The sequence below is a fragment of the Paenibacillus sp. FSL R10-2748 genome (genome assembly GCF_038005565.1).
Taxonomy (GTDB): Bacteria; Bacillota; Bacilli; order Paenibacillales; family Paenibacillaceae; genus Paenibacillus; species Paenibacillus polymyxa_B.
Genome location: NZ_JBBOTK010000012.1, coordinates 103,072 through 120,145 on the forward strand (window position 1 = coordinate 103,072; position 17,074 = coordinate 120,145).

A 17,074-nucleotide genomic window follows, 5' to 3' on the forward strand; every position below is an offset into this window, starting at 1 on the left:
GGACTAAAGTGAGAAAAGTAAAAGTGGCAGCGACTCAAATGAGCTGCTCTACCAATATCGAAGAAAATATAAGCAAAGCAGAGAAGCTAGTACGTGAAGCGGCTGCGCAGGGCGCACAAATTATTTTGCTGCAGGAGTTGTTCGAGACTCCATATTTCTGTCAGAAGGAAAAGTCTGATTATTATTCATATGCAACTGAGCTGGAGCACAACAAGGCGGTTAACCATTTTAAGAAGATCGCCAAAGAATTACAGGTTGTGCTGCCAATCAGTTTTTATGAAAAGAAAAACTACGCGCGCTACAACAGTCTTGCTGTAATTGACGCAGACGGTGAAGTGTTGGGTAAATACCGCAAAAGTCATATCCCAGACGGTCCTGGGTATGAGGAAAAGTTTTATTTTAATCCGGGCGATACCGGTTTTAAAGTATGGAATACACGTTATGCCAAAATTGGGGTAGGCGTGTGCTGGGATCAATGGTATCCTGAGGCGGCCCGCTGTATGGCGCTCATGGGTGCAGAACTTTTGTTCTATCCGACAGCTATTGGCTCGGAACCGCAGGATTCTGCCATTGATTCCAAAGATCACTGGCAGACTTGTATGCTGGGTCATGCTGCTTCCAATCTGATTCCAGTCATTGCTTCCAATCGGATCGGAACTGAAACAGACGAGGACTCCAGTATTACATTCTACGGTTCATCCTTTATTGCCGGGCATCAAGGTAACAAGATCGCAGAAGCGGGTCGTACCGATGAGGAAGTGCTTACTGCTGAATTTGACCTGGATGAGCTGGAAGTAGGACGGATTGAATGGGGCATTTTCCGTGACCGTCGTCCTGAACTGTACAATATGATTGCCACCTATGATGGTGATTTAAAAGTATAATCTAGACAAGTCTCCCTTGACGTCAAGCTGAGGTGTTTCCTTTCTTTGGACGCACCCGGCTTTTCGGGCAGGGGATTTTTGGTTTCTGAATGGAATACTTCTAGTGATGGATAGGAGGAAGGAAAATAGAAATGAGGCGTAAGGGTATAGACCAATCGCTCGCACAGTTCACAACTTCGAATCTCTCCTAAAGCCAACGCCTACGTACCTTTATTCAGAAAAAATGGATATGCCGCAATGTGTGGGCTGCTGGACAAATATGTTAGGGAAGGGATTTTGGAGCGTGTACCCAACGGTTTCAAAAGAACGGATCGGTAGATGGTCCGGAATATAAGCATGATTTTTCACACTAAAGGAACATTTCTCATAGGATTGTTCCTTTTTTATGTCTAAATCCAGTTAATCTATAGACTGAAACTATGATTTGGTGCATAAAATAGCATTAGAATTTATGGATTAGATGATATAAAATCAAGTCATAAGGAATGATCGTACTCAATAACATCTCGATATTCCCAAAAGTGAAAAAAATCACATATGAGAATGCTTTATGGAAGCTTGAACATGAAATTTGTAAACTCGCAAGGAGGAAGAACAATGAACCACTATCCTGCTATCTTTGAACCTCTAACCATACGACGCATGACCTTGAAAAATCGGATTGTTATGCCCCCGATGGGAACTAACTTTGCTGCCATGGACGGAAGCTTTGTTCAGGATCATATTGACTATTACGTGCAACGGGCCAAAGGTGGTACCGGCTTGATAACAGTAGAAAATGTTTGTCTGGATTTCCCGATGGGTACAAACGGAACAACCCAGTTGCGTATGGATAACGACCAGTTTATTCCCGGACTGTTTAGATTAACAGAAGCCCTGCACTCTTATGGAGCCTGTGTTTCTGTACAAATTAACCATGCGGGTGCTTCGGCTTATGCGGGACGACTGAACGGAGTTCAGCCTGTATCTTCTTCGAATATTCCTTCTAAAAAGGGCGGAGCTATTCCAAGACCTCTGCAAAAAGAAGAAATTTACGCCATTGTGCGCAAATACGGAGAAGCAGCGGGAAGAGCGCAACGAGCAGGATTTGACTGTGTTGAAATTCATGCGGGACACTCCTACTTGCTGAGTCAGTTTCTTTCACCGATGTATAATAAACGCACGGATGAATTTGGCGGAAGCGCAGAAAACCGTACTCGTTTTGCCAGATTAGTCATTGATGAAATTCGTTCAGTGGTCGGCCCATTTTTCCCTATTTGCTTACGTTTTAGCGCGGAAGAGTTCACAGAAGGTGGGAACACACTGGAAGATACACTCGAGTTATTGGAGTATCTTAATGATGAGGTAGATATTCTGAACGTTTCTGCTGCTCTGAATGATTCCATCCAGTTCCAGATTGACGGGATGAACCTGCCGGATGGTTGGCGCTCATATATGGCTAAAGCGGTAAAAGAAAAATTCGGGAAGGTCACGATGACCTCAGGTAATATTCGGAGCCCACAGGCTGCGCAGGATATTTTGGAGAGAGGTGACGCTGATCTGCTGGCTATGGGTAGAGGGTTGATTGCAGAACCGAACTGGGTGCTTAAAGTGCAAAACGGCTACGAACATTTGCTTAGAAAATGTATATCTTGCAACATTGGTTGTGCCGATCATCGTATCTCCAAAAGTAAACCGATTTGCTGTACGGTAAATCCGGATCTGTTCAAGGAATCTGAATACCGGAAACAACGTGTTAAAAACAATGTTCAGGTTGTTGTTATTGGTGGGGGCACTGCCGGCATGGAAGCAGCATGTACGGCAGCCGAAGTAGGCTGCAAAGTAACCCTCTTTGAGGAGAAACCAGAGTTGGGCGGCTTGGCTCGTGATATTGCCCGCTTGCCGGACAAAACACGTATCAATGATTTCCCTGATTATCTGATTCAACGCACCAAACAGTTAACAAATCTGAACATTGTAACAGGGACCCGAGCCGATTTGGCGATGATTAGTGCCCTGAATCCTGATATTATTGTCAATGCGACGGGGGCCACACCACTTCTTCCGCCAATTGCAGGTTTACATGAGCAACTGGGCAAACCGGGCACAAAAGTGTTCTCCATCTTTGATCTTTTGCACAACATGGAGAAATTCCAGGAGTTTGAAGGTAAACGCATTGCTGTAGTTGGTGGCGGAGCTGTGGGACTGGATGTCGTCGAATATTACGCAGAGCGTGGAGCAGAAGAGGTTTCCATCATTGAGATGATGCCGCTACTGGGTAAAGACCTGGATATGATTACTCACATTTCCATGATGAAAATGGTAGAGGAGCAGGAAGTGAACGTCCATACGGAAACAGCTTTGACAGAAGTGTGTAGCGACCGCTTCAAAGTAAAGCATGGAGAACAGGAGTTTGAGATTCCTTTTGACCTTGGATTCGTATGCTTGGGTATGCGTTCGTACAGTCCGCTGATGGACAGCTTGCTCGAATATGGTAAAGAACATCAAGTAGAAGTTATTAATATCGGGGATAGTAAACAAGCCCGTCGTATTATTGATGGCACACGTGAAGGTCGCAATATTTTGAAAACCATTCAACGGGTAGACGAATTTAAACATGAGTTTTCTTATTCTTACTAATTTGACAATACAAGTGATGGGTGTTCACGATGGCAACCCAGTGAATATTGAGGTTGAAGAGACGACTTGTCTTTTCAGCCTTTTTTATTTGAGTTTTTCCTGGAAGAAGATTGATTCCTCTGTCATTTCAAAGGTAAACTATGGAAAGGAAATATAGTAAGTAAGGCTATCTTAACGTGGGGGGATGAGCGTGAATCGACTCTTTAGTGAAATACCGGGTGCCAGCATGTGGAGCAGCGTGGAAGAGATTCATAAAGGCTGGTCTAGTGACAAAAAATATTATATTCAAACCACTGACGGTAGGGACTTGCTGCTAAGAATGTCGGATATGGTTCATTATGATAAAAAGAAACGCGAGTTTGAAGCTGTAACAAAGTTGAATCACGTGGAGAATCTGTTCATGTCCCGGCCGCTTGAATTTGGGATTTGTCATGATGGTCAATCTGTGTATTCTCTGTTCACCTGGATCGAAGGGAAAGATGCTGAAGAGATCATCCCCACGTTAACTGCAGCACAACAGTATCAACTCGGAGTTCAGGCAGGAGATGCACTAAAAAAAATGCATGAGATTCATGCGGAGCAAGATCGAGTCCCATGGGCTGAACATTATAATGCCAAAATCAACAGATATATTACAAACTATAAGTCATGCGGTATTCCCCTAAAGGGAGCAGATCAAGCCATAAGCTTTATTGAGAAAAACCGCCATCTATTAGAAAATCGTCCCCAGACTTTTCAGCATGGAGATTATCATGTAGGCAATATGGTGGTTAACCCATCTGGTGAACTGGGTATCATTGATTTTAATAGAATGGATTATGGTGATCCTTGGGAGGAATTCAATAGAATTACCTGGTGTGCAGCATTAAGTCCTTTATTCGCTTCGGGCCGTATCCACAGTTATTTTAATAACCATGTACCTGATTTATTTTTTAGATTAATGGCTCTGTATATTGCAAGCAATCAGCTTTCATCGATTCACTGGGCCATTCCATTTGGCAAAGAAGAGGTAGACGATATGGTGCAACGAGCTGAAGAGGTTTTGGAAGCGTATAATTACTTTCAAACCTATATACCGAAATGGTACGTGCCCAGTTACAGCGACTTGTAAAAGCGAAGACCGCCGCTCCTGGGGAGTGACGGTCTTTTTTTTAGCATTCTATTATTGTTTCTTAATCTTGTACGTAAATTCCCAAACGGCTTGATGACCTGAATAACGTCCACGGTTTTCAGTAACCGTCACTCTTAACTTAACGGTAGAACCTTTAGCAGAAACCGAGGAGACCTTTACATTCTTGGTGGCTTCGCCTTCATCAGGAATTTTGTCTTGTTCCTCAGCGTACGCATACAGCTTTATGCTAGCATTCGATTTGACCTTCACCTTCACGCTGTTACCTTCACTAATGGATTGATCTGCCACCTGGGCAGCAATGGCCCATTCGTTGCCTACGTGATCGTTGGATACCAAGGTTGCTTGTTGAAACGTAACGATATACGTTGATGTTGCCGAAGCTGCGAGTGCGTACGTTCCGTTGAATATTAAGGATACCACTACCAATAGAATAGCTGATGCTTTCGTCCATACTCTATTCATTCGCCTGTCTCCTTCAGTTGGATATATTGAGGAAATTCCCTCTATTCTAATTATCGTTTGCATCAAACAGAATTGTTAATGGTTGGTAAAAAAAGAATTTGACTTCTTATTGCATCACTTGTGATCTAACATGATTATGACTTGAATTTATTTAGTAGAGAAAGGGAAGGGAAAATCTGATGAAAAAAATATATAGCGAACAAGAACTCATAGATATGACTATTAAACAGCTTGAACAAACTTCAATATATGAAGACCAGTATGAGCAATATGTAAGACGACCTTTCCGTACGGATTTTTATGATGATCTGAGCCCGTATGTGCAAGTGGGCAAGCGGGGTTATACGCTCCAGATCTATGAAAGAGGCATACAGATGCTGAACAAGCTTACGAAAGAGGAAGAGGATGTGATTTATTGGATCATCGAAGATACAATTCACATCATTGCTCATCTAAATTTGCTTCGCAAATATAAAGTGGATAACATAAATACTCATTTAAAATATACCAAGGAAATCACGAAGGAGCTGACAACTGCAATGAACAAAGCATTTTATGAAATTGGAGGAATCTACCAGGAATGGCATGAAGCGAATAGAAGGGGAGCACTGGAGAACCCATTAAAGTAAAACAAAAAAATAAAGAAACAGTTGACAATCACTAATATAAAATTTACAATTTTATATTAGTGATAATGATTATCAATATCACTAATTTTAAGTATGTTTTGCACTTACTATATTTCAAAGGAGATTTACAACATGCATCGTATGATGAACAAGAAATTTCACATGATTTTATGTGCACTATTCGTAGTGATTTTTGTTATTTCAGGTTGTGGGAATGCTGGCAGTTCCTCTGATTCATCTGCTAAACCCGCGTCGCCCACGAAGGAAGAGGTAAGCAGTGATTCTGATACGCGTACAGTCTCTACGGTAAAAGGAGATGTGAAGGTGCCCGCTAATCCTCAACGGGTAGTAGTGAACTGGTATGTTGGCGATGTATTTACACTAGGGATTAAGCCGGCCGCAGTCATGGGGTGGAAACAAGAAACGATGCCTTTTTACGATAAGTTTAACGACATCCCCAATATCGAAAAGTGGGAAACTGAGGAAATTATGAAGTATGATCCTGATCTCATCATTACATATGATACAAAGGATTATGATAAGCTCTCTAAAATTGCGCCTGTTCTTGTGATACCTGAGGATAAAATGACCTCCCTAGAACGTTTGAAATTTCTTGGTCAGGCCACAGGACATGAAGCAGAAGCAGACAAAGTGATTTCACTGTTTGAAAGCAAGCTGAGTCAGGCCAAAGAAAAACTAAATTCCGACATATTCAAGGACAAAACGTTTAGCATTTTCGAGGACTGGGGCAGTGGCTCCTATGGAATTTATTATGAAACAGGCTCACGTGGAGGAACGTTGCTTTACAATTATCTTGGACTTCACAAACCGGAAAAGCTCAACACATTGGTTAAAAGCTCCGGAGAGCGTCGAGGTTCTTTATCCTACGAGGTAGCTGCTGAATACTTTGGAGATTATGTCCTTTGGTTTAAGCAGGAAGGCAAAGAATCCGAATATGCGAAGACAAAAATCTGGAGCAGTATTCCAGCCGTTAAAAACGGACATATCATCGAAATTCCAGCGAAATATGCAGGACTGTTCTATTATTCGGACGTTGCTAGTATGACGGGGCAGCTAGATTATATTATTAGCAAATTGCTGGAACAGACTAAGTAACGTTGCATAATTGACCAACTAAGGGTGTAATCGATGTCTACTCACAAAGAACCAAATAAAAAAGGAATATTTCATTTTATAGGCTATATGATCATGGGCGTGTTCCTGCTCCTGGTGGTTACCGCAGCATCTATTACCTTTGGTGCTGCGGAAATGAGCTTGAAGCTGGCGTGGGGGGCTATATTTCAGTTTGATCCCAACATTACGGAACATCAGATTATTCACACCTTGCGTTTTCCACGCACCGTGGCAGATATCATAGTAGGGTGCAGCTTGGCTGTGTGTGGGGCAATTATGCAGGGAACCACTCGTAATCCACTAGCGGATTCGGGACTCATTGGCATAAGTTCAGGCTCGACATTTGCTATTGCGTTATGTATGGCCTTTTTGCCTGGTCGTACCTACGGAGAAACTATGCTGTATTCTTGCCTAGGTGCAGCAATCACTACTGGCATCACGTATTACATCGCTTCTATAGGCAAGCGAGGAATGACGCCTCAGCGACTGGTGTTAGCAGGAATGTCCATCTCCATGCTTTTTGGTGCGTTTAGTACGTTTATCGCTATTAAGTATGAGATTGGCCAAGCCCTTGATTACTGGTCTGCTGGTGGTACAGCCAGTGCCAAGTGGGGCGAATTAGCTTTCATTGCGCCACTGTTTGTAGTGGGTTTGGTCTGTGCCATCGCGCTTTCTCCCTCGATTACGATTTTGAGCTTCGGGGAGGATGTGGCATCAGGCTTGGGTATTCGTGCGAATAGGATTAAGCTGTTTTCAACCTTAATTGTATTAATTTTAACAGGGTTATCGGTTATTGTGGTCGGCCCTGTTGGCTTCGTTGGTTTGATCGTGCCACACATTATGCGCCATCTGGTCGGAACAGATTATCGGTATATTATCCCGGCCTCAGCTTTGTATGGAGCAGTCTTTCTGTTGGCGGCGGATTTACTCGGACGACTGATCAATCGCCCTCACGAAACACCCCTTGGCATTATTTTTGCCTTGGTGGGCGTACCCTATTTTCTCTACCTTGTGCGCAAGCAGAGGAGGGAGTTTAGTTGAAACTGTCCCGTAATACCAGGGGGATTAGCATTATTTTACTGTTAGTAGTGCTGACGCTGCTAGTGGCTGTACTCAGTATGAATGTTGGGAAAATGAACCTTTCTCCACTCGAAGTTTTCAAGGTCATCATTGGCGAAGGAACGAGCAAACAGAACCTGATCGTGTTTGACTTTCGACTGCCACGTATTGTGCTTTCTATATTGGTAGGTATTGGCATGGGGATATCAGGCTGTATTATGCAAAGCTTGCTCAAAAACGACATGGCCAGCCCGGGGACGCTCGGCATCAGCTCAGGCTCAGGGTTATTTGTACTTATGTATATTACGCTGTTCGCTAGTGAAGGATTGCTATCGCCTATTCTTCTTCCAGGACTGGCTTTTGCAGGCGGCCTTACGGCAGCATTTTTGATTTTTTTGTTTGCTTTCAGGCGGGGAAGAGACATCTCGCCTACAGGCTTAATTTTAACCGGTGTCGCTATGGGCAGTGGCTACAGCGCATTATCTCTGATGTTGACACTCCGGCTAGACAAGCAACAGTATGACTTTGCTCTGAGATGGCAGGCTGGAGACCTGTGGGGGGACGACTGGAGCTATATTATGGTGCTGCTCCCGTGGGTGCTTATCATTTGCTTTTACGTTTTTTACAGGTCGAACACACTCAATACGTTGAATTTGGGGAATCAGACAGCATCGGGGCTCGGCGTAGCAATTAAAAGGGAGTTTATCGGCTTGACGATTGCTGCCGTTGCGCTCGCTTCTGGTAGCGTGGCACTTGGCGGAAATTTCTTTTTTGTAGGCATGGTCAGTCCCCATCTAGCACGCAAGCTAGTAGGACCCAATCATAAGCTATTGCTACCTACGACGGCATTAGTTGGTGCACTCGTCATTTTGATTGCTGACACACTTACTCGGACGATTAGTTTTGGAGCTGATATTCCAACCGGAATTATTATCACCATACTGGTTACCCCTTATTTCCTTTACTTGCTGTCGAAAGCAAGTTAAATGCATAATGAAAAGACGCTAACCCATGTCCATGCAAAATATGGCTGGGTTAACGTCTTTTTTATTGTTCTTTGGGCGATTCTTCATTGTCATAACTCAATTGCCATTCAATTCCAAACTTATCTTTAAGGCTACCGTAGCATTTGCTCCAGAATGTTTCTTGAAGCTCCATGTTTACGGTCCCCCCTTCTTTTAACTTATGGAAGTACGATCGAATTTTCTCTTCGTCCTTATTGACGATGGCGAGGCTGATGTTGTTTCCGGCTACGAAAGGCATCCCAGGAAAAACGTCTGAAAACATGACATTACTACCATCAATTTGAAGCCGCGTGTGCATGACCAAATTTTTGGCTTCTTCTGGTAGAGGATAATCGGGATTGGGCGGTGCTTCACCGAACGTCATGATATGTGGTTTCTCAGTCCCAAATGCCTCTGCGTAAAACTCCGCTGCTTCGCGACAGTTTCCATTAAAGTTAAGATAAACATCAACAGACATGTGTTTCACTCCTTTATGGCTGATTTTTTACTTGCAAATTCTCACCTATCATTATTAGCCTGTGCAGAAGCAAAAATACCAAGTGTTCATGGACTTTCTAACGTGTAGCCGTTGAGGGGGATGTTAGCGTCTTTTTTAGGGATTAGAATTAAACTAACCCGCAAAAAGGCTGCTTGTCCTTAAGCAAACTATTTTGCGGGTTCTGATTATGGCTTGTTTAGAGGGAAATCAGGTTTGGAGTGGCAGGGTGATAGAGCAGATGACGTGAAATATCGCCGGGATGCTGTACGAAAAGTGGTCCCCAAGCAGGATTGGTATCGTGCATCAGCTTTAACAGGGACAGCATCCGATTAAATATAACCTGCAGATCCGCTTCCCGGGAAAGTCCCTCAGTAACAGCAGCAGCTACCACATGCGCGGCGTAGAAACCAGAGCGGTGCTCGTCGGTAAGAGAACCGGTGGTTTGCAGCAAGGTACGTAAAAGTGCGGCGACGCTCTCATCCTCGTTTCTCCAGTTTTGGATTTCATCCAGACTGTGATTTTCAAGGCTTGCAAGTTTAGTCTTCATAATGGCTTCAGCTACAATTCGTGCAGAACGTTTTGCTGTATTAGCGTCGATGGCTCTGCCGTTAAGCTTAATACTTGATAGATCCTTGTCGACTTCCGATTCAATGACTTCTGCCCATGCTCCAGCTTGGTCGAATTCCAAAAGTGCAGTGGCGTAGGCACCCAAATATCCCCGTAAAATATCTGCAGCATGTGGATCACGGGTAGGTCCTTCATTTCGAAGTTGAGCTCTTCCCGAAAAGGCGGCATTCATACCCCGGAAATAACCGATTAAGCCAATGGCAGCTGCTGGTCCCAGATTAAGGACACCCAATACATCCGAGGCGGTTTCATCGATGCGGGAAGCCCAGTAGTCCGGTAGTCCTTGTCCGATGTTTTCGCTGTTTAATCTGTTTCTAACGACATTGGCCAACTCTTGAATTAGACCCAGATCAGCATGCAAAATGTCATGACCACATACTTCATGAGGGATACTGGACCAAGCCAGCAGTCCATTTGTCGCATGCGCAGGAGGAAGACTGACAATCGCTGCTTGCACTTTAAATACTGCTGTGGCATCAGCGGGCCATGTGTACGGGCCATTTTCCGGCTCTCCCCATTTAACAAGTGCTGGAATAATACTGAGATCCGGTTCTTTTATTCCTTCACGATCTTCTGCGCTAAGAAAACCGTCATACAGGTCACTCACAATCTCCTGAAAAGCATCGGTCGCAAGTGCATTGTAGCCTTCTCCGTTTTGCAGAATGCTCTGAGCGATATCCAGCATGAGTCCGGCAGCTCTAGTTCTACTTGGGTCCTGAATCAAAATTTCAGTGAAGCCCTGTTGCCCAAGCTTGTCCAATTCCTTAATAAACGGAATCGCGACCGTTTCCTGATATATTTTCGGCAGTTTGGCTTTTGCCGCATGGAGTCTTCCCATCAATTGGTGATAATCCGTAGGGGCTGCCGGCCCCTGAAGATTGGAGAGAACCGCCTTTTTCACATTTTCGATACAAACAGACATGTTGGATACGTCGGGTTTGGTAACAGCGGTGATGCGATTTCTTTCGAGCATTCCTTGCATAATTAGATGACCTCCCAGTTTTTTTTGAATTAAACTACAACAGTTTACTCTGTACTCCACAAATGCTTCGCCTGACATTTTCCATCACTAAAAGTTAAAAGATAGAGATCCGGATTCGTGATTTCCTCCAGAATAAAATCTGGAGCATAATGATGCAGCAGGAGTGTTATGATCAAGCGATGGGTGACTAACAGAAAGGTGTGTCGACCGCTCTCCAGCAATTCTTCCGTTAAGGCAGTGACCCGGGTGTTAACCATTTTTTCAGACTCTTCAGCCGTAACTTCGGGCACCCCTCGTTCTCTAAGACGATCTTCAGGTGGATCAAGTTTGATGTTTAATCGTTCTTCAATGATTTCCGCTGTCTGCCAAGCTCGTTTATACGGACTGGAAATCAAACGGTCTACATGCAAACCATCCATATGCAGTAGAAAATCCGCCAACTGCTTGGCTTGCTCGAAGCCCTCTGGAACTCTGAGCGGAGCATCCGGCTCATTACCAGTCCCAATACCGTGACGAACCACAAACAGCCTTACGTCATTATTCATCCTGTATCCTTCTTTTCTAGAGAAAATTAGCCATTTAAGTGGGGGAAAAGAAAGCTTTTTTCGCGGCCTACAATAACATGTGTGAGCTTTCACATGATTATGTGCTCCTTTATTTGGCACAGTTTATGCTTCAATTTTTTAAAACAAATGGGCATTATGATCAAAGTAATGGTATGATAGCTTAGTTAAATCTGAACGACTAGTAATGGAGTGATCATATGGGTGGAAAAAGCAAGGGCGGCGGGACCGGCAGAGGTACAGGTAGTAAGGGCTGGACACGCTGGAACAAAACTGCGAAGCCAGTAAGGACAAAAAGCGCTTCTACAAGCGCACCGGGAAGCAAAGCGGCAGGTGGCACAAAAGGCGGCACTGCCAAACCAACAAGGAATAAAAGCGGCGGCAGCAGTAGCAAATAAGCCGGGAAAGTATAAGTTGTCGTAAACGGCGAACATCTGATTAAGCAAGAACAATCAGGTGTTTTTTTAATTATTTTACTTATACTCGCATATTATAATCAGAAGCAGGTGAATCGTGAGAATTAACAAGTACATAAGTGAGACAGGATTTTGCTCACGTCGGGAAACCAATAGGTTGATTGCAGCAGGACGAATTACGATTAATGGAAATGTTTGTGAAGCGGGCGCAGAAGTAGAGCCACAGGATATCGTGCTGATTGATGGAAAAGCTATTCCGCTTAATTCCATTGAACCTGTATATTTGGCTCTGAATAAGCCTATAGGCATTGTTTGTACCGCAGCGGAGCAAGTGGCTGGCAATATTATTAGTTATGTCAATTATCCTTCACGTATCTTTGCCATTGGCAGGCTGGATAAAGCGTCAGAGGGACTCATTCTATTAACCAACGATGGAAGCATTGTCAATCAAATGATGCGTTCCGAGCATGGTCATGAGAAGGAATATATAGTGACTGTAGACAAACCTGTTACAAACGAGTTTACGCAGGCCATGTCTCGTGGCGTTGAAATATTGAACGTCATTACCAAACCGTGCAAAGTTGATCGTACGAGCGAATACGAGTTCCGCATTATTTTGACGCAGGGTCTGAACTTGCAAATTCGCAGAATGTGCAAGGCCTTGGGCTACAGGGTGCTAAAGTTGGAACGTATTCGAATTATGAATATTACCTTGGATCATCTGGAACGTGGGCAATGGAGACATCTGGAGAGGGAGGAACTGGAGTTACTTCTTGCTAAATTGCAATAATGATTACAACAAGAGCAAGTCCCCTAGCCCAATAGGCGTCTTCCATGTCCTTTGGACGTGGTGGAGAGGCTGGAATTGGACAGTATGTTCATACGGTCAATGCAACTTTAGTGATACTTTTTACGGAATTTCAACGAGCCGCCTACCTTACCCACCAGCCATAGCACAATAGGAAACACGATACCGAAAATCATGGCGTAAAAAGGCCATACTGAAAAAAACTTGATTAAAAATTGCATATTTGGCCAAATAGAATGAACCATTGCCATTGCGATTAGGATCAGAGGAACTAAGAGAGAGTTAGCGCTTCGAAGACGAAAAGCATCTGCAAGCCCTTGCGCTGAAACATATAAAAGCAATGCGAGTCGAAAAAAAATGGTAACAAACCAGAACACTGCAACGACAATTTCAAACCGTTGAAGAAACTCCCCGTTACTGATTGTTCGGCTAATAAAATAAGTAGGAAACGTCAAATTAGATACAACACCTTCACTCATCACGGCGATTATTTGTAGAACCATGAAAAAATACATGCCGCCGCTAATCAAAGCACATGTAATCACTGTCTTTCTCCACTTCTTTGGATCGGGAATGTACTGTGCAAAAAAAAGATACAGAATTGCTTCAAGGTAGGGAAAGGCAAACAAATTGAACGAAGCGAGAACGATAGGGTTCAAACCATACTCAAAAATAGGGAGCACATTATTTATGTTGGTCTCAGGAAGAAGGGTAATCCTGACCAAAAGATATAGAACCAGAAGGAAAAAAAACAGGATTTCCGCACAACGGCCAATTACAGCAGGGCCTGATCGAACGGCGAAATAAATGACTATAAGCATGATGAAATATATCGCGTCGGAGGGAGTTTCCGGCATAATATCTATTGTGATAAAGTCACCTAGATTTCGAAGCGTCATGATGAACACAAGAAAGGGAAAGAAAAAAATGAAAACGATGCTAATCGTCCCGCCCAAGGGACCGAAGAGGCAACGGAGATGCTCTACGAAAGATTTCCCCTGTATTTGCCTAGCGATGGAGGCATATAAAGGTATCAATAACAGATGGAAACCTAAGGAGACTGGGATGGAGAGCCAGGCATCTTGTTTAGCGGCAGCAGTAATTGCCGCTGGGAGCACCAGATATGCGCTTCCTATTTGATATAATGTAAACCACATAATAGCTTGTCGAACGGTCAAGTTGGAATTCATTCCAATGCCCCCTTAAGATAACATTTCTATAAGTAACCGGCTTACCGGTTGGAATAGGATTCGAATGCCCGTCAGTGGAGTCGGCAGTTCAATGTTGGCGATCCGTAGGATAATCAATATAACGCCTATAGTCAACAATACCGAGCTGAATACAATTTCACGCACATATTGTTTCTTCTTGAATTTTTTAAACTCATACAGCGATGTTAAAATGGAACTTACGAGAATCACATAAAGCATATGTATTCACTCCTGATTGTGTAGTCCCATATCGATTGGACTGGTGATTTCTCCGAACCGGATCAAACGATAATTGAGCTGAATATCCACTTTAAGCGTTTGGAATTTTTGTGGCCAATCCTCTTTCCATTTATGCCATTCACGTGGGTACTTGCGGTGAAGAGCTTCTCCAAACCCGAATATATCGGAACCGATTTGTTGTGCGTACGAAATGCCTTCCTTCAAAGACTGTTCCAGATGCTCTTTAGCTGATTTTTGAAGATCTCTAAATGTCTCTTCATTCTTAAGGTTGACATTGCACGAGACCGTTCCGATATTGGATTCTGTATCCACAATAAGAGAAATGTGCGGCTCATGGTCTATTATTTCTGGACGCATCTTTACTTTGGAACGGATTACTTCAACAACAAATTTTCCTTTGGAATTCGGACAATCGATGGAAGCTACGGTGCTGGAAACACGGTTGGATATATAGGTAAAGGCTTTACTTTGTGAATCATCCATCCAATCGATAAGTCGGTCGCCCTTGAAAACACCAATTCCAGTGAAAAAATATTTAACATGTTGGGGCGACTTTGTCACATTATCAATAGTTAGACCTTTTTCTAGGTTTGTCAGTCGAATACCGGTGAGAACCGGTTCAATGCCATCCTCTGTAAATTTTTGTAAAATATCTTTCACATTGACCGCGGAAGTTGGAGCCCATGCTTTTTCAGAAAGCCTTAATGCCTTATACATATCCATTGCAGGCAAGACCTCGGTCGGAGCTACAAAAGTAACGGCCTCCTTTGCCGTGTTTCCTCTGACAACGGCCAAATAGAAATCAGGCCGAACTTCATGATCACGGAACAGAAAGTCCAGCGGCTCCTTGATTCCTTTTTTGGCCGTTTTTTCATCAAAAATAACAAACTTTAAGTGAGACATATACATTTTTCGGGACGATTCCGTTGTTAATTTTCGAATAGCTTCAAATATGGTATCGGCGCGTTTGGAAAAAACGATCGTTGGCGTCCGTTCCATGGGGGAATTCTGAGACATTTGCGATGGGTCAACCACTTGTAAACTGACTTCATATTGGTCATCAACTGCATCAATGCCCATAGCCATCACGACGGAAATTGCGCTCAATTCCTTACTGTTCCAGCAACCCGTAAGAAACACCATTAGCCAGATGCACATAAACAGTAATAAAATGGTGGATCGATACGAGTTCATGATGGTCTACTCCTTTAGTTTTTGCGATGTTTTTTTTTAGTTCTATATGGAAAACGTAATATGGCGTCCCTCTGCTCCGACGATTTGTAATTGGCAAAGGGGCTCAAATACGGTACACCGAACGAATGAAGCCCATTCAGATGCACAAAGAGCATGAGGATACCAACAGTCAATCCGTACACACCAAACATAGCGGCTATGGCTATGAAAGCGAAACGTAATATCCGGATTGGAATAGCAAAGGTGTACGAGGGAATGACAAAGCTCGAAATGGCAGTTATTGCAACAACAATGACCATAACAGCCGAAACGATGTTTGCTTCTACAGCTGCCTGGCCGATCACTATTGACCCAACAATTGAAACGGCTTGACCGACCGTCCGTGGCATACGAAGACCTGCCTCCCTCAGAATTTCAAAAACCACTTCCATGATCATCGCCTCAATAAATGCTGGAAACGGTACTCCTTCACGTTGCGCGGATAAGCTTAATAACAAAACTGTTGGAATCATATCCTGATGGAATGTCGTTAATGCGACATAAATGGCCGGAGCCAACATACAGATTGCTAGACAGATGTACCTTAATATTCGAATGATACTACTGTAAATAAAGGATTGATAATAATCTTCTGCGGATTGAAGGAAATCTGCAAACACCGCAGGTGCAAGGATGGCGAAGGGAGATCCATCCACAAATATCGCAATTTTCCCCTCCATAATTCCTGCTGCAATAGAGTCTGGGCGATCAGAATTATAAAAGAGCGGAAATATCGTGAGTTGCTTATCTTCATGGAGACATTCTTCCAAATATTCGCTTTCAAGCACGCCTTCTACATGCATGTTCTTTAACTTGGATATCATGTCCTGCACCTTTTTTGGGTCAGCGACCCCATGTAAATACATGACAGATACATCGGTCTTGGTTTTTTCGCCAACTTTTACCGTAGTTAGACGTACTCTTGTATCCTTCACCCTTCGACGAACCATAGTCGTATTCGTACGTAAAGTTTCTGTAAACGCTTCTTGCGGACCTCTGACCACAGGCTGCGTCTTCGAGTCCGTAATGCTGCGTTCTTCCCATCCAGGCAAAGAAATGACCAATCCTTCATCCGTATCGTTCAGTAGTAGGAGAAGACTACCTGAGAGGATCTGTTCCAAGGCATCTTCAAAGTTTTGAGTAAAGCTTGCTTCACCAATGTCCAAAATTGCGTTTTTCAATAACGGTAAAGTGATCTCGTCAGAGGAAACACGATCATGCAACGGACGGATCACGTTGTCCTGTACCTTTTGCATGTCAGTCATTCCATCCAAATAAAAAAGAGCGGCGTGTTTATGGCCAGTCGTGATCTCACGAACAATAAAATCCGAACTGTTTCCCATGAAGTCACAAATGAGATCGATATTCTGGCATAATTGTCTTGAAAATTTGGTATGTAACTTCATTTTCACCCTCCTCAGATACGTAGTATTAACAATAATCCGAAATAATACCACAATAATCCATGATTATGTTTGTTGTCGGTAAGGTTAAAAACATCTTTAACGGTAGAGGATTCGGGCTAAGTAATTTTTGAAGACAGCTACGGACAACAAGGAACTGACGATGCAA

The 17,074-nt window shown here is 43.4% G+C and carries 17 protein-coding genes; 9 read left to right on the forward strand and 8 right to left on the reverse strand.

Annotated features, from left to right (window positions below; all coding sequences use genetic code 11):
* Positions 1-8: 8 nt before the first annotated feature.
* The 3 genes from aguB to NSS66_RS24880 all read left to right on the forward strand — a co-directional run bounded on the left by aguB (position 9) and on the right by NSS66_RS24880 (position 4,614).
* Positions 9-884, forward strand: coding sequence for an N-carbamoylputrescine amidase (gene aguB / locus NSS66_RS24870; protein ID WP_025721082.1), 876 nt, complete (start codon positions 9-11; stop codon positions 882-884).
* A gap of 597 nt (positions 885-1,481) precedes the next feature.
* Complete coding sequence (locus tag NSS66_RS24875) at positions 1,482-3,503, forward strand: NAD(P)/FAD-dependent oxidoreductase (protein ID WP_340960033.1); 2,022 nt, start codon at positions 1,482-1,484, stop codon at positions 3,501-3,503.
* A 190-nt stretch (positions 3,504-3,693) separates the two neighbouring features.
* Positions 3,694-4,614, forward strand: a complete 921-nt coding sequence (locus tag NSS66_RS24880) for an aminoglycoside phosphotransferase family protein (protein WP_076160925.1) — start codon at positions 3,694-3,696, stop codon at positions 4,612-4,614.
* 51 nt (positions 4,615-4,665) lie between these two features.
* Here the strand turns inward: NSS66_RS24880 and NSS66_RS24885 are convergent, their stop codons facing one another.
* Positions 4,666-5,097 (reverse strand): hypothetical protein, encoded by a 432-nt coding sequence (locus NSS66_RS24885; protein ID WP_340960034.1) that lies wholly within the window; start codon positions 5,095-5,097, stop codon positions 4,666-4,668.
* Between the two features lie 179 nt (positions 5,098-5,276).
* Here NSS66_RS24885 and NSS66_RS24890 point away from each other — a divergent pair, with 179 nt between their 5' ends.
* The 4 genes from NSS66_RS24890 (at position 5,277) to NSS66_RS24905 (ending at position 8,905) form a co-directional block, all read left to right on the forward strand.
* Positions 5,277-5,726 (forward strand): Imm63 family immunity protein, encoded by a 450-nt coding sequence (locus tag NSS66_RS24890; RefSeq protein WP_340960035.1) that lies wholly within the window; start codon positions 5,277-5,279, stop codon positions 5,724-5,726.
* Positions 5,727-5,858: 132 nt separating this feature from the next.
* Positions 5,859-6,842, forward strand: coding sequence for an ABC transporter substrate-binding protein (locus NSS66_RS24895; protein WP_023988494.1), 984 nt, complete (start codon positions 5,859-5,861; stop codon positions 6,840-6,842).
* A gap of 33 nt (positions 6,843-6,875) precedes the next feature.
* A complete protein-coding gene (locus NSS66_RS24900; protein WP_025721067.1) occupies positions 6,876-7,901 on the forward strand; it encodes a FecCD family ABC transporter permease in 1,026 nt (341 codons plus the stop codon).
* Positions 7,898-8,905: a FecCD family ABC transporter permease gene (locus NSS66_RS24905; protein ID WP_028541364.1), complete on the forward strand. Its 1,008-nt coding sequence runs from the start codon at positions 7,898-7,900 to the stop codon at positions 8,903-8,905. The genes NSS66_RS24900 and NSS66_RS24905 overlap by 4 nt, the downstream gene beginning before the upstream one ends.
* Before the next feature lie 61 nt (positions 8,906-8,966).
* On the opposite strand, the gene NSS66_RS24910 is transcribed toward NSS66_RS24905, so the two are convergent.
* The 3 genes from NSS66_RS24910 to NSS66_RS24920 form a co-directional block, all read right to left on the reverse strand.
* The gene (locus NSS66_RS24910; RefSeq protein ID WP_023988497.1) at positions 8,967-9,401 is read right to left on the reverse strand and encodes a VOC family protein; all 435 of its coding nucleotides are present in this window, start codon (positions 9,399-9,401) and stop codon (positions 8,967-8,969) included.
* 217 nt (positions 9,402-9,618) lie between these two features.
* A complete protein-coding gene (locus NSS66_RS24915; protein ID WP_068938732.1) occupies positions 9,619-11,031 on the reverse strand; it encodes a hypothetical protein in 1,413 nt (470 codons plus the stop codon).
* Positions 11,032-11,075: 44 nt separating this feature from the next.
* Positions 11,076-11,576, reverse strand: a complete 501-nt coding sequence (locus NSS66_RS24920; protein ID WP_264453811.1) for a histidine phosphatase family protein — start codon at positions 11,574-11,576, stop codon at positions 11,076-11,078.
* A 218-nt stretch (positions 11,577-11,794) separates the two neighbouring features.
* Between NSS66_RS24920 and NSS66_RS24925 the strand changes: the two genes are divergently transcribed.
* Together NSS66_RS24925 and NSS66_RS24930 are read left to right on the forward strand one after the other, a co-directional pair.
* On the forward strand, positions 11,795-11,992 hold the full coding sequence (locus NSS66_RS24925; protein ID WP_023988500.1) for a DUF3934 family protein: 198 nt from the start codon (positions 11,795-11,797) through the stop codon (positions 11,990-11,992).
* Between the two features lie 115 nt (positions 11,993-12,107).
* Positions 12,108-12,800: a pseudouridine synthase gene (locus NSS66_RS24930; protein ID WP_023988501.1), complete on the forward strand. Its 693-nt coding sequence runs from the start codon at positions 12,108-12,110 to the stop codon at positions 12,798-12,800.
* 107 nt (positions 12,801-12,907) lie between these two features.
* Here the strand turns inward: NSS66_RS24930 and NSS66_RS24935 are convergent, their stop codons facing one another.
* The 4 genes from NSS66_RS24935 to NSS66_RS24950 are packed head-to-tail and all read right to left on the reverse strand — an operon-like array spanning position 12,908 to position 16,908.
* A complete protein-coding gene (locus NSS66_RS24935) occupies positions 12,908-14,008 on the reverse strand; it encodes a GerAB/ArcD/ProY family transporter (protein WP_023988502.1) in 1,101 nt (366 codons plus the stop codon).
* Positions 14,009-14,020: 12 nt separating this feature from the next.
* A complete protein-coding gene (locus NSS66_RS24940) occupies positions 14,021-14,248 on the reverse strand; it encodes a hypothetical protein (RefSeq protein WP_023988503.1) in 228 nt (75 codons plus the stop codon).
* A 6-nt stretch (positions 14,249-14,254) separates the two neighbouring features.
* On the reverse strand, positions 14,255-15,463 hold the full coding sequence (locus tag NSS66_RS24945; protein ID WP_264453809.1) for a Ger(x)C family spore germination protein: 1,209 nt from the start codon (positions 15,461-15,463) through the stop codon (positions 14,255-14,257).
* A gap of 14 nt (positions 15,464-15,477) precedes the next feature.
* Complete coding sequence (locus NSS66_RS24950; protein WP_264453808.1) at positions 15,478-16,908, reverse strand: spore germination protein; 1,431 nt, start codon at positions 16,906-16,908, stop codon at positions 15,478-15,480.
* Between the last annotated feature and the right edge of the window lie 166 nt (positions 16,909-17,074).

Excerpts from the sequence above, each read along its gene's own strand:
- NSS66_RS24875 (WP_340960033.1), top strand. The coding sequence starts at position 1,482 with ATGAACCACTATCCTGCTATCTTTGAACCTCTAACCATACGACGCATG.
- NSS66_RS24885 (WP_340960034.1), bottom strand. The coding sequence starts at position 5,097 with ATGAATAGAGTATGGACGAAAGCATCAGCTATTCTATTGGTAGTGGTA.
- NSS66_RS24890 (WP_340960035.1), top strand. The coding sequence starts at position 5,277 with ATGAAAAAAATATATAGCGAACAAGAACTCATAGATATGACTATTAAA.
- NSS66_RS24895 (WP_023988494.1), top strand. The coding sequence starts at position 5,859 with ATGCATCGTATGATGAACAAGAAATTTCACATGATTTTATGTGCACTA.
- NSS66_RS24900 (WP_025721067.1), top strand. The coding sequence starts at position 6,876 with ATGTCTACTCACAAAGAACCAAATAAAAAAGGAATATTTCATTTTATA.
- NSS66_RS24910 (WP_023988497.1), bottom strand. The coding sequence starts at position 9,401 with ATGTCTGTTGATGTTTATCTTAACTTTAATGGAAACTGTCGCGAAGCA.
- NSS66_RS24915 (WP_068938732.1), bottom strand. The coding sequence starts at position 11,031 with ATGCAAGGAATGCTCGAAAGAAATCGCATCACCGCTGTTACCAAACCC.
- NSS66_RS24920 (WP_264453811.1), bottom strand. The coding sequence starts at position 11,576 with ATGAATAATGACGTAAGGCTGTTTGTGGTTCGTCACGGTATTGGGACT.
- NSS66_RS24925 (WP_023988500.1), top strand. The coding sequence starts at position 11,795 with ATGGGTGGAAAAAGCAAGGGCGGCGGGACCGGCAGAGGTACAGGTAGT.
- NSS66_RS24935 (WP_023988502.1), bottom strand. The coding sequence starts at position 14,008 with ATGAATTCCAACTTGACCGTTCGACAAGCTATTATGTGGTTTACATTA.
- NSS66_RS24940 (WP_023988503.1), bottom strand. The coding sequence starts at position 14,248 with ATGCTTTATGTGATTCTCGTAAGTTCCATTTTAACATCGCTGTATGAG.
- NSS66_RS24945 (WP_264453809.1), bottom strand. The coding sequence starts at position 15,463 with ATGAACTCGTATCGATCCACCATTTTATTACTGTTTATGTGCATCTGG.
- NSS66_RS24950 (WP_264453808.1), bottom strand. The coding sequence starts at position 16,908 with ATGAAGTTACATACCAAATTTTCAAGACAATTATGCCAGAATATCGAT.